Origin of the sequence: Brevundimonas sp. NPDC058933, assembly GCF_049315965.1 — a bacterium.
Lineage (GTDB): Bacteria > Pseudomonadota > Alphaproteobacteria > Caulobacterales > Caulobacteraceae > Brevundimonas.
Genome location: NZ_JBMOSL010000006.1, coordinates 25,346 through 46,504 on the forward strand (window position 1 = coordinate 25,346; position 21,159 = coordinate 46,504).

The window sequence follows — 21,159 nt, forward strand, 5'->3', positions numbered from 1 at the left end:
CCAGACGCTCGCGAATTTCCTCGGCGTGCTCTTCGTCACGCTTGCGAGCCAGTTTGATAGGCAGGAGAGGCGCCGCCAACCACAAAGAGAAAACGACAGAACCAATTGATTATATAGGATTTATTTCAACTCCTGTTTATTTCGGCCGAAGTACTCGTGCAGAATTCCGCGCCATAATGTGGCGGATTTGTGCGGAATATCGCACAGTGCCGACATGCTCGATCCTGCCCTTACCAAGGCTCGTCTTCGCCGCAGCCGCGCCTGGATCGGGCTGGCCCTTGCATGGATGACAGCAGGAACTGCGGGTGCATACGGTCTGGGCGAAACAGCGCGCCGCGACGCCGTCGCCGAGTTGGCGCGACAGTCCGAAAACGCCGCCGCCCTGCACGCCGCCGTGCTGCGCAGCGAACTTGAAAAATACCGCGCCTTGCCGCCCGCCCTGGCGACCGACGCCGACGTGGCCCGCCTTCTGACCCAGCCAGCAGACGCCGAGGTCGAGGCGCTCAACCTAAGGCTGGAGACCTTGGCGGGCCAGACGCGAGCCTCGGCCATCTATGTCATCGCCGCGAACGGCGTCACGCGCGCCGCCAGCAACTGGCGCGAGCCCATCAGCTTCATGGGCGCTGACTACAGTTTCCGCCCCTATTTCATCAAGGCGATGCACGACGGCGTCGCCGAGTTCTTCGCATTGGGCACCGTCAGCGGACGCCCCGGTCTGTTTCTAGCGCGGCGTGTCTCGGACGCTCAGGGGCGTGCGCTCGGGGTCGTGGTGGTCAAGGTCGAGTTTGACGCGCTTGAGGCGGAATGGCGCGCCTCGGGCGAGCCGGCCTATGTGGTCGATCCCGGCGGCGTGGTGCTGATCACCAGCGTGCCGGCCTGGCGCTTTCGCACCCTGCGTCCCATGGATGCGAGAAGTCGGCAACTGACCCTCGCCGACCAGACCCTGGGCCATGGCGCCCTGACCCCCCTTCCCTTTCCCACGCCCACGACCACCCATCCCCATCTCGTCGAGGCGCCGGTGGATGGGACTGCAGGCGACTGGATGCACACCTCCGCCGAAACCGCGACGCCTGGCTGGACCCTGCATCTGCTGACGCCGACGCGAGGAGCGGTCGAGGCGGCGGTCGCCAATGCGCGGATAATGGCGGCTCTCGTCATCACCCTTCTCTTCGGCGTGCTGGCGGTGCTTTTGCGTCGCCGACAACAGGCGTCCGCGCGCCAACGCGCCGCCGAGCTTGCCCGACAAGAGCTGGAGCAACGCATTGCGGAACGAACCCGAGATCTCAGTCAGGCCAACGACGCCCTCAATCGCCAGATTGAGGAGCGCATGCGCGCCGAGGCCGGGCGCGAGGCCTTGAGAGACGAACTGGTTCAGGCCGGAAAGCTCGCCGCCCTCGGCCAGATCGCTGCAGGCGTGGCGCACGAGATCAACCAGCCCGTGGCCGCCATACGCACCCACGCGGAAACCGCCGCCGCCTATCTTGAGCGCGATCAGGGCGCCAAGGCCGTCCGAACCCTTGGCCGGATCGCTGATCTGACCGCGCGCATCGGCGCCATCACCCAGGAACTCAGAACCTTCTCCCGCAAGTCGGAGCCCCGCCTGGAGCCTGTTTCGCTCAACGCGGCAATCGACGGCGCCCTGCTGTTGTTGGCCGGACGGCTACGCCAAACCGGCGTCCGTCTGGCCCGCGACAAGACAGTCGATGCTATCGTCACGGCCGATCGCTTCAGGTTGGAACAGGTCATCATCAACCTGATGCAAAACGCCATCGAAGCGCTGGAGGGCGTCTCGACGCCGATCATCACCCTTTCGATCGAGCAACAGAGAGACCACGTCGCCCTGACGGTCGCCGACAACGGCCCTGGCGTCCCGGAGTCCATACAGGCTCAGCTCTTCACGCCGTTTGTGACCAGCAAGATCAACGGCCTCGGTCTGGGACTGGTGATCTGCCGCGACATCGCCGCCTCGTTCGATGGCGAGTTGAACCTGTGCGAGACAGACAGCGGCGCCGCCTTCGTCATTATCCTGAGGAGCGCGTGATGGACTTTCCGCGCCTGAATGCGGTCGCCCTGATCGAGGACGACGCAGACTTTCGATCCGCGCTGGTCGAGCGTATGGAGGTCGAAGGGCTGGTCGTGCGACCTTACCGTTCGGCTGAAGCCGCCCTGACAGAGATTGACGCCGACTTCCCGGGCGTCATCGTCACGGATCTGCGCATGCCGGGCATGGACGGACGTCAGGCGCTGAATCGGCTGCAGGCGCTGGATCCGACCCTGCCTGTCATACTGATCACAGGTCATGGCGACATCGCGGATGCGGTCGCCGCCATGCGCGACGGCGCCTATGATTTCGTGGCCAAGCCATTTCCATTCGACCGCCTTCACGACAGTCTGAAGCGCGCGCTCGAAAAGCGAGCGCTCGTGCTCGACAATCGACGACTGACGGCGCTGTCGTCCGAAGCCGGTCTCGAACTGCCTCTTCTGGGCGAAAGCCGGGCGATCCAATCGCTACGCGCCACCATCGCCCAGATCGCTGACGCCCGTATGGATGTCCTGATCGAGGGCGAGACGGGCGTCGGCAAGGAAGCCGTGGCCCGCGCTCTTCACAATGGTGGACGACGCCGCCTTCATCCCTTCGTTGCGGTGAATTGCGGAGCCCTTCCTCAAGGGCTGGTCGAAAGCGAGATGTTCGGACACGAATTGGGCGCTTTCGCCGGCGCCCTGCGTCGCCATGTCGGCCACGTCGAGAGGGCGCACAATGGCTCGCTCTATCTGGACGCCGTCGAGGACATGCCGCCGGCTGTCCAGATCAAGATGTTGCGTGTCCTGGAAGAGCGTGAAGTCCAGCCGATCGGGGCCCGTGAACCACGCACCGTGGATTTACGAGTCCTGGCGTCTTCCACCGAGGATCTGGGCACGGCCGTGGCTGAAAGGCGCCTGCGTGAGGATCTCTACTACCGCCTCAACGTCGTACGCCTGCGAATTCCGCCTCTCAGGGAACGGCGCGAAGACATTCCCCAGCTTTTCGCAAGCCTTCTGGCGCGCGCCCAGGTCGGGGCGGACGGGCTGGTTCCGCCGATCACCGACGCCGTTCGCTCGCGTCTGCTGGAGTCTGCGTGGCCTGGCAATATTCGCGAGTTGTCGCACTTCGCCCAACGCTTCGCGCTGGGCCTTGAGAGCCATGGCGCGGCTGACGAGTTGGACAGCGGCCTTGCGGACCGGGTCGCCCGATTCGAAGGCCGCATTCTTCGCGACACTCTGCGAACGCTTGAAGGCGACGTCGCAGAAACTCTGCTTCAGTTGAAGATTCCGCGAAAGACGCTGTACGACAAGTTGAAGCGTCACGGCCTGAAGCCTTCGGATTTCCGGCGCTAGCGGCGAGGGGTTATTTGGCTGTCGATCGCTCGGCCTCGACCCGCTGATAGCCGGCGTCGATAACGGCCAACATGGCCCGAGCGGCGCCCTCTTCATCCCGGGCGGCGATCCGGTCGACGATACGGGCGTGGGCCTCGACGGTTTCGTGATGCAGGTCGGGCGCCTTGGTCGGCGGGCTGAGCGTGAAAGCCTCCAACAGGGCCGTCTCGATGACGCCGGCTACTGAGCGGATCATCGGGTTCTGCGAGGCGGCCCCGATCGCCAGGTGCAGGGCCAGGTCGGCGCAGGCGAAATCATGGGCCGAGCGATCCTCGCGACGCATCCAGTCCAGCGCCGCGCGCATGGCCTCCAGATCCGCCTGGGTGCGATGCCTGGCCGCGAGCGAGGCGGCTGTGGGCTCCAGGCTCTGGCGGACTTCAGCGAGGTGGCGCCGGAACTGCGCATCCATGCCGACGGCCACTCGCCAGCCCAGCACCTCCTTGTCAAAGAAGTTCCAGTGAACGCTGTCGCTCACACGTGTTCCAACGCGCGTCTTCACACTCAGGAAGCCCTTGGCCGAAAGGGTCTTCAGCGCTTCCCGCAACGCGGTGCGCGAGACCCCGAAGCGCTCCAGCAGATCGGCCTCCATCGGAAGCTTGTCTCCAGGGGCCAAGGTTCCCCCAAGGATGTCCTGCGCCAGCGCACGCACGATCTGGTCATGAGCCGAGACGACCTGACCGCTGTTCCGAGAAGGCGAAGACATATCCATGGCTGATCCTCTACCGGGCCGGTCGCGTCGGCGCAAAGGCGCTGGCCAATCATTAGTATTATGATATTCAAAATCTGTCGCCACCGTCGGCGACGCCCAGCCCTCTGCCCCCATGACCAAGACCTCGCCCAAACCGCTTCGCAGCCGCGCCTGGTTCGACAACCCGTCGAACCCCGACATGACGGCCCTCTATCTGGAGCGGTATCTGAACTATGGGCTGACGCTGGAGGAGTTGCGCTCGGGCAAGCCGATCATCGGCATCGCCCAGACGGGATCGGACCTCAGCCCCTGCAACCGCCACCACATCGAACTGGCCAAGCGGGTGCGCGAGGGAATCCGCGAGGCGGGCGGCATCGCCCTGGAATTCCCGGTCCACCCCATTCAGGAAACCGGCAAACGTCCGACGGCCGGGCTGGACCGCAACCTGGCCTACATGGGTCTGGTCGAACTGCTGTACGGCTATCCGATCGACGGCGTCGTCCTGACCATAGGCTGCGACAAGACGACGCCCGCCTGCCTGATGGCCGCCGCCACCGTGGACATCCCCGCCATAGCCCTGTCGGTCGGGCCCATGCTGAACGGCTGGCACAGGGGCGAGCGCGTCGGCTCGGGCACCATCATCTGGAAGGCCCGCGAGATGATGGCGGCCGGCGAGATCGGCTATGAGGAATTCATCGACCTGGTCGCCACCTCGGCGCCCTCGGTCGGTTACTGCAACACCATGGGCACGGCGACGACGATGAACTCGCTGGCCGAGGCCCTGGGCATGTCCCTGCCCGGCTCGGCCGCCATTCCAGCCCCCTATCGCGAACGGCCCCAGGTCGCCTACCTGACCGGCAAGCGTATCGTGGACATGGTCCACGAAGACCTGAAACCGTCGCAGATCCTGACCCGCGAGGCGTTCGAGAACGCCATCGTCGTCAACTCGGCCATCGGCGGCTCGACCAATGCGCCGATACACCTGACGGCTTTGGCGCGCCATGCGGGCGTCGACCTGCCGCTGCAGGTCTGGGAAGAGGTCGGTCACAAGACGCCGCTGCTGGTGAACCTGCAGCCCGCCGGCAAGTATCTGGGCGAGGACTTCCATCAGGCGGGCGGAGTGCCGGTCGTGGTCGCTGAACTGATGCGCCGTGGCCAGATCCACGAGGGCGCTCTGACGGTCAACGGCCAGACCATCGGCGACAACTGCCGGGGCGCGACCGTGATCCTGCCCGACGTCATCCGCGACTTCGACACGGCCCTGGTCGAGGACGCGGGCTTTCTCGTCCTGTCGGGCAATGTCTTCGACAGCGCCATCATGAAGACCAGCGTCATCAGTCCCGAGTTCCGCGACCGCTATCTGTCCGACCCCGACGGCCGCGACGCCTTTACCGGCAACGTCGTCGTCTTCGACGGCCCCGAGGACTATCACCACCGTATCGACGATCCGGCCGAGGCCATCACCCCCGACAGCATCCTGGTGATGCGCGGCGCAGGTCCGGTCGGCCACCCCGGCGCGGCCGAGGTCGTCAACATGCGCCCCCCGGCCTATCTGATCAAACAGGGCGTTCACGCCCTGCCCTGCGTCGGCGACGGACGCCAGTCCGGCACATCGGGCAGCCCCTCGATCCTGAACGCCTCGCCCGAGGCGGCGACCGGCGGGAACATCGCCCTCTTGAAGACCGGCGACCGGATGCGCATCGACCTCAACACCCGACGCGTGGACGTCCTGATCGACGATGCCGAAATGGCCGAACGCCGCGCCGCGCTCGAGGCCGCCGGCGGCTATGAATACCCCGCCTCACAGACCCCGTGGCAGGAGTTCCAGCGCTCGATGATCGGCGAACTGGAGACGGGCGCCGTGCTGGAGCCCGCCGTCAAATACCACCGCATCGTCGACACCCTCGGCCCGCCCCGCGACAACCACTGAGGCGGGCTCCCCCTTCAGGGAATCAGCAGTCGCCGCATCGACGGGGCGGCCGCGATCAGGTCGCGGGTGACCAGGGCGGCGAAGAAGTCCGCCCCGTCGCGCCCGAGGTGAGTGTAGTCGAAGGACATACGCGCCTGTCCCAGCGGCTCTACGGCGGCGTTGTTCTGGGCTGTCGAGACAGGCGTCCCCGGCGCAGGGGCGACCCCGGTGCTCGAGGCGATGGTGGTGCCGGTCAACAGGGCGGCGGCGACCTCGGGCGACGGCGCGGACTGGGCGAAGCGAGCCGAAAGGACCGGGCCCAGGGCTTGCACCGTCTCAGCGCTGGCGTGGTTGAGATCGACCAGAGGCGTATGGGTCTCGCGCGCGACGGCGCGCACCGCCTCGGCCCAAGGCTCCAGATCGTTCTGTAAGCGACCGTCGATAAACTGGCGCCGAACCAATGGCGTCAGCAGCACCGGCGTGGCGCCACGCGCGCGCGCCTCGGCCACATAGCGTTTCAGATTGGCCGGAAACTCGGTGGCCAGGTCGGTCGAGCGACCCGGCTTGCCCGGCTGGTCGTTGTGGCCGAACTGGATCAGGACATAGGTGGCCGCATAGCCCGGCGTCGCCATCTCGGACAGGGCCAAGTCCCACGAGCCCTCGGCCACATAGCTGCCCGAACTGCGCCCGCCCCGAGCCAGGTTCACGCAGGCTGCAAACGAGGTGACGTGATAGGCGCAAAAACTCGGCCCCCAACCGCCGACCACAGCCGTAGTCGAATCGCCGACCAGAATGATCTTCGATGCCCGGATCGGCTGGACGGGCGGCGCTTCAGCCGGCTGCGCCTGGATCGGTATTTGAGCGAGGGCGGCAGCAACAGTAAGGGCGACGATCATCTCAGGTCTCCGATGCGGTGATGCGGGCGAACAGGGTCAGGGCGCCGCCGGGCGCCAGCCCGGTCAGACCGCTATCCTCGCTCGCCGGGGCGTTGTGAGCGTCGGGGCGATGGGTCACGGGCTCTACGCAGACGAAACCCTCGCCGCGCGGCGCATAGACCTGCGCCCAACGGGCGTTCGGCGCGGCGCTCATGTCGACTCGCCAGCCGTCGTGCAGCAGCGCCGCCCGCCCGTCCCAGTCGGCGTAGGCGTGATCGACAAAGGGCGCCTCGGCCACGGCCACGCCTGCGCTCCAGTCGATCAGTTCACTCGCAGGAACCAGCCGATCCGGGATTTCGCGCGTGTCCGTCAGCCAGACCTTCGACGCCGGCAGCCTCAGCCGCGTCGCGGCCTCGACGGCGAAATAGGGATGCAGTCCCAGACCGGCGGGCATCGGCGCGCGGTCCTCATTGGTGATCGTCAGGCTCATCTCCAGCCCCGCCTCGCTCAGCCTCAAGCGATGCGAGGCGGTCCAGGCCCAAGGCCATTCCGGCCCGGCCTCGACCGCCAGAGCCAGATCGACCGCGCCATCGTGTGCGCGCAGCACGCCCCAGCGCGAGCGCCAGCCGACGCCGTGCAGGGCGTGAGGCTCAAAACCGGGCGTCGCCGGCAGGCGAATGTCACCGCCCTGAAAAGCGAAGGCGCCCCCGTCGATCCGATTGGCATAGGGGACGAGCGGGAAGCTGCCCGCGGCCAGCGGATTGTCCAGAACGTCCGGGGCCGGGCGCAGCACGTCGCGCCCGCGCCAGGTCAGCGCCGTAATCGAAGCCCCCAGATCGGGCCTCAGGCTCAGGCCCCAGTCGCCGCTTTCGATCCTCACAACGCGATCCGATGTTGCGGCAGCCCCGGCGTCTCGACCCGTAGGTGATAGAGGCCGCCCAGCGTCGGCTGAGCCGCGCGCTTGTCCGCATTCCCCAGCCAGGCGGTGGTGCAATAAAGATCTCGCCCGTCCGCCCCGCCGAAGGCGGCCTTGGTCACCGTCTGCACAGGAAAGCGGATCGTGCCGAGACGCTGCCCTTCCGGCGAGAACCGCGCCACGCCCCAGCCGTTGAACAGGCCGACGTGCAGCACCCCCTCGGCGTCCATGCTCGGCCCGTCGCAGTAGCCGTCCTCGGTCATCGCAAACACCCGCCGGTTGCTCAGCACGCCTGCGTCATGATCGAAGGCCAGAACGGTCTTCTCCAGCGTGTCGTGGTGATAGAGGGTTCGTCTATCCGGGCTGAGGCAGGGGCCGTTGGTGACGCCATAGCCGTCGTCCTGGCGCGTCAGCTCGCCCTTGAACCAGCGATAGAGGGCGCCGGTCTTGCCTTCCTCGCTGTCGTCCATCGAGCCGAACCACAGCGAGCCGTCGGGCGCGACAAAGCCGTCGTTGAGCCTATTCTGCGGCCGGTCCGCCTCCACAGGCTGGAACAGGGAGAAGTCGCCCATCTCCACGTCGAAGCGATAGAGGCCGCCGCGTATGCCGCAGATCAACGAGCCGTCCTCGGCCGGAAGCGCAAAGCCGATCTGATCCGGCGCGTCCCACGAGGCCTTGTCGCCGCCCACGGGCGTATAGCGATGCAGCCGCCGCCCCTTGATGTCGACGAACCACAGGCAGTCACGGTCCGCATCCCACACGGGCCCCTCGCCCAGTTCTGCCTGAACATCCCAGACAAGGGTCGGCGTGGTCATGCCCGTCAGCCCGCCGAGTAGCTGGTCTTGATCTGGGTATAGAACTCGACGGCGGCGAAGCCCTGTTCGCGGGCCCCGTAGCTGGACTTCTTCGAACCGCCGAAGGGAACGTGATAGTCGACCCCGGCGGTGGCCAGGTTGACCATGGTCATGCCGGCCTTGGCGTTTCTCTGGAAGTCGCGGGCGTGCTTCAGCGACTGGGTGACGATGCCCGCCGACAGGCCGAACTCGACGCCGTTGGCGACGGCCAGGGCCTCTTCATAGCTGGCGACGCGGATGGTCGAGGCGACGGGGCCGAAGACCTCTTCGGTGTTGATGCGCGCATCCGGCAGGGTGTCGGCGATCAGGGTCGGCTGGACGTACCAGCCGGGCTTGTCGAGGCTGAGGCGCTCGCCGCCGGTCACGACGCGACCGCCGCCGTCGCGGGCGATGTCGATATAGTTGTAGGAGATCTCGCGCTGGGCCTCGGTCACCGCCGGGCCCATCTGGGTGTTGGGGTCCAGCGCGTCGCCGACGCGCAGGGCCGCGACCTTCTCGGCCAGAGCGGCGACGAAGCGGTCGTGGATGCCGTCCTGCACGATCAGGCGGCTCGACGCCGTACAGCGCTGGCCGGTGGCGAAAAAGCTGCCGTCGAGGGCGATGCTGACCGCGCGGTCCAGATCAGCGTCGTCCAGCACGATCAGCGGGTTCTTGCCGCCCATCTCCAGTTGCACCCGCGCCTGACGCTTTATCGCGCCCTCGGCCACGCCCGCGCCGACGGCCTGGGAGCCGGTGAACGAAATGCCGTCGACGCCTGGATGGGCGACGATGGCGCGGCCAACGTCGCCGTCGCCGATGACCATGTTGACCACGCCCCTGGGCAGGCCCGCCTCATGCAGGATGGCGATCAGGGCCTCGGCGGTGGCCGGCGTCGGGCCGGCTGGCTTGATGACGACGGTGTTGCCGAAGGCGATGGCCGGCGCGATCTTCCACGCCGGAATGGCGATGGGGAAGTTCCACGGGGTGATCAGGCCGAAGACCCCGACCGCCTGACGATAGGTCTGGATCTCCACCCCCGGCCGAGTCGAGGCCAGGTTCTGGCCGTGGACGCGCAGGGCCTCCCCGGCGAAGTATTTGAGGATGCGCGCGGCGCGCATGGTCTCGCCTATGCCCTCCGGCAGGGTCTTGCCCTCCTCGCGCGCCAGCAGGCGACCGATCTGGGCCGCGCGCTCCATGATCAGCGAGCCCGCCTTGTCCAGCACGTCGAAGCGCACCTCCGGCGAGGCGTCGGCCCAACCGGGGAAGGCGGCGCGGGCGGCCTGCACCGCCTGATCCACCTCGGCCGCTCCGCCCTTGGGCGTGCGGGCCACCACGTCGCGCGTGTCCGACGGGTTCAGGCTCTCGCCCGCCAAGGTTCCCGCGACCTTCTCGCCGCCGATCCAGTGCGAAAGTTCAAGCGTGTCGGTCATGGAAGAAGTCCTTTCAGAGGGCGACGGGCGGCGGGGGAGCGCCGCCCGTCTTCGGGGAGAGCAATATCAGAACGCGAACGTCAGCTCATGTCTTCCAGTTCGCGACCGCGGGTCTCCTTCACCCAGGCCTGAACGAGGAAGAAGGAGATCAGGGCGCTGACCGAGTAGAAGCCGTAGGTCACGACCAGGCCCAGCGTGGCCGCCATCCAGGGGAAGCTGACCGAGATGGCGAAGTTGGCGATCCACTGGGCGAAGCCGGCGACGGCCAGGGCCGAACCGCGCATCTGGTTGGGGAACATCTCGCCCAGCATGACCCACATGACCGGGCCCCAACTGAGGTTGAAGAAGACCACATAGGCGTTGGCGGCGATCAGGGCGGTCAGGCCCGTCTGGTCGTCCAGATGCAGCGAACCGTCGACCATGACAGCGCGCGAGAAACACCAGGCCAGGACGCCCAGGGTCACGAACATCCCGGCCGAGCCGATCAGCAACAGGGGTCTGCGCCCGATCTTGTCGATCACCGCCACGGCGCCGAGGCAGGCCGCGATCGACAGCACGCCGGACAGGATGTTGATCTGAAGCGCGTCATTCTCGGAGAAGCCGACCGACTGCCACAGCACCGCGCCGTAGTAGAAGACGATGTTGATGCCGACCAGTTGCTGGAACACGGCCAGGATCAGACCGGCCCAGACGATGGGGCGCACCTTGCGTGTGGCAGGGTCCAGCAGGTCGGCGAAGCGGGGCTTGTGGTCGGCGGTCAGCGAGGCGCGGATTTCGGCGACCTTGCGCGCCCCGGCGTCGTAGCCGAACAGCCTGGAGAGGACGGCTTCGGCCTGAGCGTCCTTCCTCTTGACCACCAGGTAGCGCGGGCTTTCCGGGATCGCCAGCAGAGCCAGCAGATAGATGGCGGCGGGAACGACCTGCAACCAGAACATCCAGCGCCAGGCCGGATAGCCGAGCCAGAAGTCGGCGGTCGATCCGCCGGCTGTCTTGGCCAAGGCGTAGTTGGCCACGAAGGCCCCGGTCAGGCCGGTAATGATCATGATCTGCTGGATCGACGACATGCGGCCGCGGATCGAGGCCGGGGTCACTTCGGAGATATAGGCCGGCGACAGGACCGAGGCGGCGCCGACGCCCAGACCGCCGATGAAGCGGGCGATGATGAAGTGGGCCGAACTGTCCGCGGCTCCGGCCCAGATGGCCGAGATGATGAAGAGGACGGCGGCGATCTGCATCACCGTGCGACGCCCGACAGCGTCCGCCAAACGCCCTGCCGCGAAAGCCCCGAAGGCGCAGCCCAGCAGGATGGCCCCGACGTTGAATCCGGTGCCCAGCGCCGACAGGTTGAAGGCCGCCTCCAGCCCGTCCTGCGTCCCGTTGATCACGCCGGAATCATAACCGAACATGAAGCCGCCGATGGTGGCCACCGCCACGATCAGAGCGATGAAGGCCATGTTGACGCGGTCGTCCCCGGCGATATCGGGGCCAGAGCCCCCTGTCGGTCCTGCCATCTTCTTCCCTCCCCAGGGTCTATAGTGTTGGCCGCCCGTCGTTGATCGCGGGCGGTGATGAACCAGATTTGCGTCAGCGCCAGCCTGCGTCCACGAAATACTCATGTCCGGTGATGAAGCGGGCGTCGTCGGAGGCCAGGAACAGGGCCAGGGCCGCCACGTCGCGCGGCTCAATCCGCCCCTTCAGGCACTGGGCGGCGACGATCTCGGCCTCGCCTTCGGGCGTGTACCACTTCATCTGACGCGGCGTTCTGACATTGCCCGGCACGATGCAGGCGACCCGCACCCCATCGACGCCCAGCTCGCGCGCCAGCGCTCGCGTCATGCCCTCAATGCCCGCCTTGGCGGTCTCGTAGATCGACAGGTCGGGCAGCCCCAGATGCCAGCTGATCGACCCCAGGTTCAGGATCACCCCTCGCGCCTGCTGGCGCATCTCAGGCGCCACGGCCTGGGCGGCGAAATAGAGATGGCGCAGATTCACCGCGATCCGATCGTCCCAATAGGCGGGCGTGACCTCGGTGAGAGCGTGCCGATCGTCGCTGGCGGCGTTGTTGATCAGGACGTCGATAGGACCGAAGCGCGCGCTGACCCTGGCCAGACCCGCTTGCAGAGCCTCGACCTGCGTCAGGTCGCAAGCCTCAAAGATCGGCGCCGGATTCAGATCGGCCAGCGACGCCTCCAGCGCACGCGAGTCCGTCTCCGCGATGTCAAAGAAGACGACACGCGCGCCCTGTCGGGCGAAGGCCTCGACCACGCCGGCGCCGATGCCCGATCCGCCGCCGGTAACGACGACCAGACGACCCTTCAACGAGGGATAGACGGCGCTGCTCATGCCGCGCCACCCAGAAGACCGCGTGCCGCCAGATTACGCATCAGACCCATCACGCCCAGGGTCCAGGCCGGCGCCTGATCGCAGGTGGCGACAACGTTCTCGAGCAGACCCAGCTTCTCCGACGACACCCTCACCCGGTCGCCGACCTTGTGGGTAAAGCCCTTGCCCGCCTCGCCGCGATCATCGACCGGTGCGAACATGGTGCCGAGATAGAGGGCGAAACCGTCGGGGTACTGATGCGCGCTCAGGGTCTGGGCGACCAGATCCTCGGGATCGCGGCTGATCAGGCGCATCGAGCTCTCGCCTGTCATGACGAAGCCGTCCTGTCCCTCGACCTCCAGCCGGACCGTGGCGGCGCGCACGTCGTCCATGGTGAAGTCAGCGTCGAACAGACGAATGAAAGGCCCGACCGACGCCGAGGCGTTGTTGTCCTTGGCCTTGCCCAGCAGCAGGGCCGAGCGCCCCTCGATGTCACGCAGGTTGACGTCATTGCCCAGGCCGGCGCCGACCGGCCGACCGGCGGGATCGCAGACGATCACCACCTCGGGTTCGGGATTGTTCCAGGCCGAGTCGGCCCGCACACCGACCGCCGCGCCCGCACCGACCGAGGCCAGCACCGGCGCCTTGGTGAAGATTTCGGCATAGGGACCGATGGCCACCTCCAGATACTGCGACCAAAGGCCGTCGGCGATCAGTTGCGCCTTGACCGTTTCGGCCTGGGCCGAGCCGGGCTTGAGGTCCTTCAGCTCGCCGCCGATCCGCTCCTGGAGCCCCTGACGGATAGCGTTGGCGGCGGCGGCGTCGCCGCGCGCCCGCTCCTCGATCACCCGTTCCAAAGCCGAAACCGCAAAGGTCACGCCCGAGGCCTTGATGCATTGCAGGTCCAGCGGCGACAGCAAGAGCACGCCGTCGTCGCCCCAGGCCGTGGCGATCCTGATGTCCTCGACCGCGCCCAGATCACGCCCCTCGGCGGCGGCCAGATCGGGTCGCGCCAGAGCCTGCGCCGTTGTCGGCGCGTAGGCGGAAATGTCGATCAACCGACCGCTCCGCACCAGCACGGGCGTCGGCCCGTCAGCGGTCTCGATCCGTCCCAAGAGGACAGCCGCGCGCCAGTCGCGCGGCAGAATGGCGGTCATATCCAAGGCGCGTCTCCCACACGATCTGACGTCGTGTTAGCGCTAACATTCTTCACTTGGATCGCGGTGTCAACGGGGCGGCGCGGTGCTCTCGCGTTCGATCAGTCGATGCTCGACGAATTCGCCCCCGATCTCTTCCTTGCCCGCCAGACGCAGGGCGGCCCGGTGCGCCATCTCGGCCACCGGCTGGCGGATGGTGGTCAGGGCGGGCCAGACGCTGGCGGCCAGATAGGTGTCGTCGAACCCGGCCACCGAGACATCGCCAGGCGTCTGCAGGCCTTCGGCGTGGACGGCGGCCAAGGCGCCGGCGGCCATGTCGTCATTGCTGGCGAACAGGGCGGTCGGTCGCGGACGCGCCGCAAGCAGCCGCCGCGCCGCCTCGAAACCGGAGCGATAGGTGAAGTCGCCCCGGGCGATCAGCAGTTCCACACCCGGAACCTCGTCCACAGCGGCTTGCGCACCCCGCAGCCGGTCGGCGCTGGCGCTCTGATCCGCACGGCCCTCGATCAGCCCGATGCGGCGATGGCCGAGTGCGATCAGCCGCCGCGTCATCTCGGCGGCGGCACTGACATCATCCACCCGCAGGGCGTCGAACAGACCCTCGACCGGGGGCGCGGCCAGCAGGACAGCCTTGAGGCCCGCATCCCGCACCGCGTCCAGCGTGGCGGCCGACTCGCCCAGAGGCGGCGGCACGATCAGGCCCTGCGCCCCGCCCGCCGCAAGACGCCGCACAGCCTCGGCTTCCTGCGCTGGATCGCCCGCCTGCGACGGCTCGATCATCAACAGCAGGCCCGCCGCCCTCGCGCCGGCCAGGGCCCCCGACAGAACCTCGGCCAGATAGGCGTTGCTGGGGTTGGCGTAGAGCAGACCAATCCGCCCCGCCCCGGCCCGCGCCAGAATTCGCGCCGCCGGATCGGGGACATAGCCGGCCGCGTCGATCACCGCCTGCACCCGCTCACGTGTCGCTTCGCTGACCCGCGCCCCGCCATTGATGACGCGCGACACCGTCATGGCCGACACTCCGGCGCGGCGGGCGATGTCGTCGATCGTCGGGTTGCGGTCGTCAGCGCTCATGTCCGCCACTGGTCGCGACAAGCGCCGCCGCCGTCAAGGCGCGGGCGCAATCCACAGGGCTGTCGGTCGGCCCGCCAGGGCGGCCGGCGGCGGCAGATGCGTCGAATCCTCGGACGCAACAACCTCGACCACAGCCCCTTCGGCGATCCACTTCAACGTCCGTCCGGCGATCGGTCGGGTCAGGTCCACCGCCGCGCCGTCTAGGCTGTAGATCAGGATGGCCCCATCCGGCGCCGCAGAGGCCCAGGCCGCGCTGGTCGGCGACATCAGGTTCGCGTCAGGCCTCAACGACGCCCGCGCCTCGGCCCCGACCGCCGCCTCGACGGCGCGGCTCAGGCCCGGAAAGTCGTCGTCGGCGTCCAACACCACCAGATCGACGCGCCGGTCGCGATACTCGCGGTAGGCGCGGTAACGCATGGCCGGCGTCGAGCGCCACAGCGTCCGCCGCACCTCGCCTGCTTCAGCGCCCGCTTCCAGATCCTGCGGTCGGGCGATGGCGTCCACCTGTTCGCGCGGCGCCTTGTCCAGCCCGCCGCGCACGGCGAACAACGTCCCATCGGGGCGATAGACCCAGTGGTGGAAGGCGACCGCATCGACAATCCGCGACCGCGCCGGATCGTCCAGAATCGCGTCCATCTGATCCTTGGGCGCCTCCAGCGCGACACGCATATCCACGCCGGTCTCGGCCTCCCAGGCCGCGATCTCGTCCAGCCAGAACTGCACGAAGGACAGCGGTCCGGTGTATTCAGGATCAAGGCCGATCACGACATTGGAGCGCCCCTTCAGCGTCTCCAGCGTATGGCGGATATAGCGTCGGTGCAGGTCGCGCCGCACCGGATCGGACACGTCCCAGAAAACTTCCGCCGCCGGAACCTCGTTGGGCATTCCCGTCGCCTGCACCGCATTGACCGGCCGCCAGGGAAAGTCGACGTAGTGGGACCGACTCTCCAGCAGCCAGTGCTGCAGATAGAGCTTGTGGTACAGGACCACCCCCTGCTGCTCGGCCAGATCGGCGAAGCGGGCGATGCGGTCAAAGAACCAGGGATTGAAGCGTTCCAGATCGAACTTGCTGAGGCCGTCCCAGGCTCGCCCCTGCCCGCTACGCGCCCAGGGCAGCTCCATGAACGGCCCCCAGACCTCGCCGTCGCGCTGATCCGGCGAACCGTAGAAGTCATGGTCCACGCGGCGGCGATCATACCAGAGGCCGTAGTTATGATGCACTACATCGCCGGTCTTCAGCCCGGCGGCGAAGGCGTCCAGATCATCGGTCAAGCCGCGCCCTTCAAGCCCCGGTGCGAAGCGCGTGAGAAAGGGACCGGACGCCTCGGCCAGAGCCGGGATCATCTGGGCCTGGAAGAAGGCGAAGCCGATGCGGCGACGCCAGGCGGACTGGCCGTCGATGACGAAGCGGCCGTCCACGACCGTCAGGGGATGGCTGCTGACCGGCGCTGACGTCGCTGTTCGCCAGGCGGCGACCTCGGCTCGGGTCAGAGCCGGAACGCCCGACGGCTCGACGGGAAGGACGACCGGGTCCAGCGCCGCCAGACCCGCAGCCCCCAGTCGCCGCTCAAGTTGCATCCGATAAAGGCTCGCCGGTTCCTGCGGCTGGGCGCGGTGGAAGTCGCGGCCGGGCATGACGCGGGCGTCTTCCAGCACCCCGTCGCCGACGCGTTCGCCGCGACAGCCGACGGCGACATTGGCGGCGTCCGGCGGGCTGCGGACCTCGATGAAGGTCGCCTCGCAGTTCCACAGGACGGAGTTGGCCGCCGACCAGCCGACGCCTTGTCCATCGCGCCCCCGGTTCGTCAGGGTCAGGCCGCCGCCGCGCACCTTGACCCCGTCGAACAGGACGCCGGTCGCCCAGCTTTCCTGCGTCCCGCTGTCGCCGTGAGCATCGACCGCCGTGCAGTCCAGAAACACATTGGGACCGGCGGCGACATGGCCCACGGCGAAGTCATGGATGCCGTCCACGCTGGCGCAGCGCTGGAACAGGGTCTGCTGACCCGCCGTGTAGAAGGTGCGACGACGCAGGCCGCCGATCTCCGACACGGGGCGGCGGGCGCTCACGTCCTGAGCCGTCACCCGGCGGCTGTCCGGCCCCAGGTCGATGGCCGAGCCGACAAAACCCTCGAACGCAACATTGCGGATCCAGACGTCCTCGGCCCGGTCGACGGCGATCCCGGTCCAGCTGTGGTCCTCGTCGGCGGTCCGCGCCGGATCATGGCGCGAAATGAGCGACAGGTTCTCGATCCCGACCTCGCGGATCCGCGACGCCGAGGCGCCTCGACGGACGACGCCCTCGCCCGCCGCCAGGGCCATGGTCAGCGGCGAATCCAGAACGATAGCCCGCCCCTCCACGGCGATGACGCGGCGCTCCCAGATCAGGTCGCGCGATCCCGGCTTCCAGTTCAGGCGGCCTTCCGGCCGCCAGCCGACGAAGGCGTCCATGCCGAGGGCGGCGATCCACTCGGCCGTGCTGGGACGGCGGACGACCACCGCATCGCCGGGCGCCAGCCCCTGGGTTGTTTCCAGGGTCAGGCGCGACGCGCCGACCGGCGTCTCGCCCACGATCTTAACCTCGCCGGCGTCGGCAGGATCAGAGACGGCACCCCGCTTGCCGACCGCGACCAGAGCGCGCCTGTCCACGCCCGTCGCGACGATGACCGTCGCCTGCTCGCCCTCGCCGCGCAGAACCAAGCCGTCGATGTCGAGCCGAAGTTGGCCCGCGACCTGGAACTCTCCCGCCCCCAGCAACACCGCACCGCGACGGCCCTCCGCATCCGCCGCCCTGCTCGCCGCGCGAGCCAGCGCCGCCATGATGCGGTCGGTGTCGTCGCCCTCTCCGGGCTCGACGCGGATCAGGGCCGGCAGGACCGGCGCCGCCACGCCCCCGCCGCGATAGCCCGCATGCGAAAAGTCGATGGGCGGCGTCATGGCGACGAAGTCAGGCGTCGTCCCGGCCTGCGCCCCGCCCACAACGGACGCTGCGACGATCAGTCCCGCGAGCCACAACCGGACCATGTCTTCCTCCCCTAGGCACGAACTGAAAAGTATTATTATATTAGCTGATGAGTCCAGCGGTCGCAGCTCGAACCGCGCCGTCGTCAGAATGGCAGGACCAAGGGGAGGGAGGATCATGCTGACCCGACGCGCCTGTCTGGCCGCAGCCGCCGCGACGCCGCTTCTGGTTGCCGCGCCCGCCGTGACGGCGGGGGAGGTCGAGGCCGCGCGCGACGTCATGCGCCGCGCCACCCGCTTCATGACCGACAAGGCGGCGACCAACGGCGGCTACGTCTGGTCCTACCTGTCCGACTTCTCGCGGCGCTGGGGCGAGATGGAGGCCCTGCCGCGCATGATCTGGACCCAGGCGCCGGGCACGCCCGAAATGGGTCAGATCTTCCTCGACGCCTGGCGCGCCACCGGTGAAGCCCAGTATCTGGAGGCCGCCGTCGCGGCGGGGGACGCCCTGATCCAGGGGCAGCACCCCAGCGGCGGTTGGAACTATGTCATCGACTTCGATGGCGAGGGCTCGCTTCGTCGCTGGTACGAAACCATCGGCAAGAACGGCTGGCGGCTGGAGGAATTCCAGCACTACTACGGCAACGCCACCTTCGACGATCACGCCACGGTCGAGTGCGGACGCTTCCTGCTGCGGTTGGCCCTGACCACCGACGCCCCGCGTTTCCGCGCCGCCACAGACCGAACCGTCGATTTCGTCCTGAACAGCCAACTGCCCGGCGGCGGCTGGCCCCAGCGCTGGCCGCGTGCGGGCGAGTTCCGCAACCACGGTCGCCCCGACTACACCGGCCATATCACCCTCAACGACGAGGTGATGGACGAGAACATCGACTTCCTGCTGCTGGTCCTGCAGCAATGGCGGCGTCCGGATGTCGAGCCCGCGATCCGCCGCGCCATGGCCTGCTATCGCGACCTGCAACAGCCCGCGCCGACGCCGGGCTGGGCGCTGCAATACACTGCCGATCTCAAACCCGCCTGGGGCCGGACCTATGAGCCGGCGGCGGTCTCCCCCCACGTCACCGCCGTCGCGGTCGGCCGGATGCTGGACTTCTACCGCCTGACCGGCGACCGCAGCTTCCTGTCCCGGCTCGACGAGGCGCTGGACTGGCTGGCGCAGGTCGAAGCCCCCGCGGCGGCCCACCACGAGGGCCGCAACTATTTCCGTTTCGTCGAGCCGGGGACCAACCGCTTCATCGCCGTGCATCGGCGCGGGTCCAACGCCCAGAACGGCGAATACTTTGTCGACTACGACATGACCGGACAGCGCGGCGAAAAGCACATCGACCTCGCCCGCCTGCGCCGCCAGGTCGAGCAGGTCGCCGCCCTGACGCCGGACGACGCCGTGCGCCAATCCGCCCTGATGGAGCGCGGCCCCAGCCTGCTGCCCGACTATGTCATCACCCGCCCCCAGGGCGGTTCGGACCTGAACGTCACGGCCTCGCGTCCGGGAATGACACCGGTTACATCTCTGATCGAGGGGCTGAATGCAGAGGGATACTGGCCGGTGGAATTGCGTACGACCAGCCATGCCTATCGCGGCGATGGCCCGACCGAACCGCCGCCCGGCTTCGTTGATCGCGGTCAAGTGGGGGATGAGTGGGACACCTCGCCCTTCACCGAGGCCAGCGGCCCGATGGGGATTTCGACCGGCGCCTACATCAACAACATGGCCCGGCTGATCGCCCATGTGCGCGACGCGAGGCCAGCATGAGCGGGCGCCTTGTCCTGGCCGGCGCACTCGCGCCATCACCGGCGCCGCCGCCGCCGCCGCACAGGACCGCGCGCCCGAGGGCCGCGCCTATCGCGCCTTGACCCCGGTTCAGTCCGCGTAATGCATAACGAAAAAGAGGAAACGTCCATGAGCCCCATCAATCGTCGCACCGCCCTGAGCAGCCTGCTCGGCGGCGTCGCCGCATCCGCTCTGCCGGTCGGCGCCGTCTTCGCCCAGACCAACGAAGAGGCCGCGCCTCTGGGCCGCGAATGGGCCGGGATGAAGTGGCGCAAAGGGATCGAGGGCCAGCGCATGGCCGATCTCGGCGACGGGACCTTCCTCAATCCCATCATGTCGGGCGACCACCCGGACCCGTCGATCCTCAAGGACGGCGACGACTACTACATGACCTTCTCGTCGTTCGAGTCGGTGCCCGGCATCCACATCTGGCACTCGCGCGACCTCGTGAACTGGCGGCCGATCACGGCGGCCCTGACCAGGAACATCGGCTCGGTCTGGGCGCCCGAACTGATCAAGCACGAGGGCCGCTTCTACTGCTACATCCCGGCGCGCTTCCCCGACTACCGCTCCAACTACGTCATCTGGGCCGACAAGATCGAAGGGCCTTGGAGCGAGCCCATCGACTTGAAGATCCCGGCCAACATCGACCCGGGCCACATCGTCGGCGAGGACGGCAAGCGCTACCTGTTCCTGAACGGCGGCGACCGGGTGCGGCTGACCGACGACGGCCTGGCCACCGACGGCCCGCTGGAACAGGTCTATGACGCCTGGCGCTATCCCGAGGACTGGATCGTCGAGGGCCACGCCCAGGAAGGGCCGAAGCTGCTGCGCCACGGCGACTACTTCTACATGATCACCGCCATCGGCGGCACGGCGGGGCCGCCGACCGGCCACATGGTCATCGCCGCGCGGTCCAAGTCGATCCACGGCCCGTGGGAGGAATGCCCGCACAACCCCATCGTCCGCACCAGCAGCGGCGCCGAAAAATGGTGGTCGCGTGGCCACGCCACCCTGGTCGAAGGCCCCACCGACGGCGACTGGTGGATGGTCTATCACGGCTATGAAAACGCCTACTGGAGCCTGGGCCGCCAGACCCTGCTGGACCCGATCGAGTGGACCGACGACGGCTGGTTCCGCGCCAAGGGCGGCGACCTGTCCAAGCCCATCGCCATGCCGCGCGGCGGTCAGGCCGTGCCGCACGGCATGGCCCTGTCGGACGACTTCTCGACCGACAAGTTCGGCGTCCAGTGGAGCTTCTACGACCCGCAGCCGAACGAGAAGGACCGCCTGCGTCGCGAGAACGGCGTCCTGCACATGAAGGCCAAGGGCAAGTCGCCGGTCGACTGCTCGCCGCTGACCTTCGTCCAGGGCGAGCAGGCCTATCAGATCGAATGCGAGATCGAGATCGACCCCGGCGCCGTGGCCGGACTGATCCTGTTCTACGACCGCGCCCTCTATGCCGGGCTGGGCTTCGACGCGACGCGCTACGTCACCCACCAGTACGGCATCGAACGCGGACGGCCCGCCAATCCGCACGGTCGTCGCATGTTCATGCGCCTGACCAACGCCTATCAGAACGTCTATTTCGACACCTCGGCCGATGGGGTGAACTGGAAGCGTTTCGACCGCGGCATGGAGGTGTCGGGCTACAACCAGAACGTCCGCGGCGGCTTCATGATGCTCCGTCCCGGCCTTTACGCCGCCGGCGAGGGCGAGGCGCGGTTCAAGAACTTCAAGTTCCGCGCCCTGTGATGCGAAAGGGGCGGAGCCGATACGCTCCGCCCCTCATTC

At 67.8% G+C, this 21,159-nt stretch carries 15 protein-coding genes; 5 read left to right on the forward strand and 10 right to left on the reverse strand.

The genetic code is table 11. The features are described 5' to 3' along the window. The first annotated feature begins 214 nt into the window (after positions 1–214). Positions 215–2,041, forward strand: coding sequence for a sensor histidine kinase (locus ACOZBP_RS11680; protein WP_422676613.1), 1,827 nt, complete (start codon positions 215–217; stop codon positions 2,039–2,041). Continuing rightward, positions 2,041–3,375 (forward strand): sigma-54-dependent transcriptional regulator, encoded by a 1,335-nt coding sequence (locus tag ACOZBP_RS11685; RefSeq protein ID WP_422676614.1) that lies wholly within the window; start codon positions 2,041–2,043, stop codon positions 3,373–3,375. The genes ACOZBP_RS11680 and ACOZBP_RS11685 overlap by 1 nt, the downstream gene beginning before the upstream one ends. Positions 3,376–3,385: 10 nt before the next feature. On the opposite strand, the gene ACOZBP_RS11690 is transcribed toward ACOZBP_RS11685, so the two are convergent. Then, entirely contained in the window at positions 3,386–4,123 is a 738-nt protein-coding gene (locus ACOZBP_RS11690) for a FadR/GntR family transcriptional regulator (protein WP_422676615.1), read from the reverse strand. Positions 4,124–4,235: 112 nt separating this feature from the next. Between ACOZBP_RS11690 and ACOZBP_RS11695 the strand changes: the two genes are divergently transcribed. Further along, a complete protein-coding gene (locus ACOZBP_RS11695) occupies positions 4,236–6,032 on the forward strand; it encodes an IlvD/Edd family dehydratase (protein ID WP_422676616.1) in 1,797 nt (598 codons plus the stop codon). Between the two features lie 14 nt (positions 6,033–6,046). Here ACOZBP_RS11695 and ACOZBP_RS11700 read toward each other — a convergent pair whose 3' ends face one another. The 9 genes from ACOZBP_RS11700 to ACOZBP_RS11740 all read right to left on the reverse strand — a co-directional run bounded on the left by ACOZBP_RS11700 (position 6,047) and on the right by ACOZBP_RS11740 (position 17,639). Beyond that, positions 6,047–6,907, reverse strand: a complete 861-nt coding sequence (locus tag ACOZBP_RS11700; RefSeq protein WP_422676617.1) for a rhamnogalacturonan acetylesterase — start codon at positions 6,905–6,907, stop codon at positions 6,047–6,049. Between the two features lies 1 nt (position 6,908). Next, complete coding sequence (locus ACOZBP_RS11705; RefSeq protein WP_422676618.1) at positions 6,909–7,766, reverse strand: aldose 1-epimerase; 858 nt, start codon at positions 7,764–7,766, stop codon at positions 6,909–6,911. Then, positions 7,763–8,617: an SMP-30/gluconolactonase/LRE family protein gene (locus ACOZBP_RS11710; RefSeq protein WP_422676619.1), complete on the reverse strand. Its 855-nt coding sequence runs from the start codon at positions 8,615–8,617 to the stop codon at positions 7,763–7,765. Before ACOZBP_RS11710 ends, ACOZBP_RS11705 begins: the two co-directional genes overlap by 4 nt. Positions 8,618–8,622: 5 nt before the next feature. Then, positions 8,623–10,065: an aldehyde dehydrogenase family protein gene (locus tag ACOZBP_RS11715; RefSeq protein ID WP_422676620.1), complete on the reverse strand. Its 1,443-nt coding sequence runs from the start codon at positions 10,063–10,065 to the stop codon at positions 8,623–8,625. 80 nt (positions 10,066–10,145) lie between these two features. After that, entirely contained in the window at positions 10,146–11,576 is a 1,431-nt protein-coding gene (locus ACOZBP_RS11720; protein WP_422676621.1) for a sugar porter family MFS transporter, read from the reverse strand. 73 nt (positions 11,577–11,649) lie between these two features. Beyond that, positions 11,650–12,408, reverse strand: a complete 759-nt coding sequence (locus ACOZBP_RS11725; RefSeq protein ID WP_422676622.1) for an SDR family NAD(P)-dependent oxidoreductase — start codon at positions 12,406–12,408, stop codon at positions 11,650–11,652. Then, positions 12,405–13,550, reverse strand: coding sequence for a fumarylacetoacetate hydrolase family protein (locus ACOZBP_RS11730; RefSeq protein ID WP_422676623.1), 1,146 nt, complete (start codon positions 13,548–13,550; stop codon positions 12,405–12,407). The genes ACOZBP_RS11725 and ACOZBP_RS11730 overlap by 4 nt, the downstream gene beginning before the upstream one ends. A gap of 63 nt (positions 13,551–13,613) precedes the next feature. Continuing rightward, complete coding sequence (locus ACOZBP_RS11735; protein WP_422676624.1) at positions 13,614–14,618, reverse strand: LacI family DNA-binding transcriptional regulator; 1,005 nt, start codon at positions 14,616–14,618, stop codon at positions 13,614–13,616. Between the two features lie 33 nt (positions 14,619–14,651). Beyond that, positions 14,652–17,639 (reverse strand): DUF6298 domain-containing protein, encoded by a 2,988-nt coding sequence (locus tag ACOZBP_RS11740; protein ID WP_422676625.1) that lies wholly within the window; start codon positions 17,637–17,639, stop codon positions 14,652–14,654. Between the two features lie 115 nt (positions 17,640–17,754). On the opposite strand from ACOZBP_RS11740, the gene ACOZBP_RS11745 reads away from it, so the two are divergent. Continuing rightward, positions 17,755–19,347 (forward strand): pectate lyase, encoded by a 1,593-nt coding sequence (locus ACOZBP_RS11745; RefSeq protein ID WP_422676626.1) that lies wholly within the window; start codon positions 17,755–17,757, stop codon positions 19,345–19,347. Between the two features lie 147 nt (positions 19,348–19,494). After that, on the forward strand, positions 19,495–21,120 hold the full coding sequence (locus tag ACOZBP_RS11750; protein ID WP_422676627.1) for a family 43 glycosylhydrolase: 1,626 nt from the start codon (positions 19,495–19,497) through the stop codon (positions 21,118–21,120). The last annotated feature ends 39 nt before the right edge of the window (positions 21,121–21,159 follow it).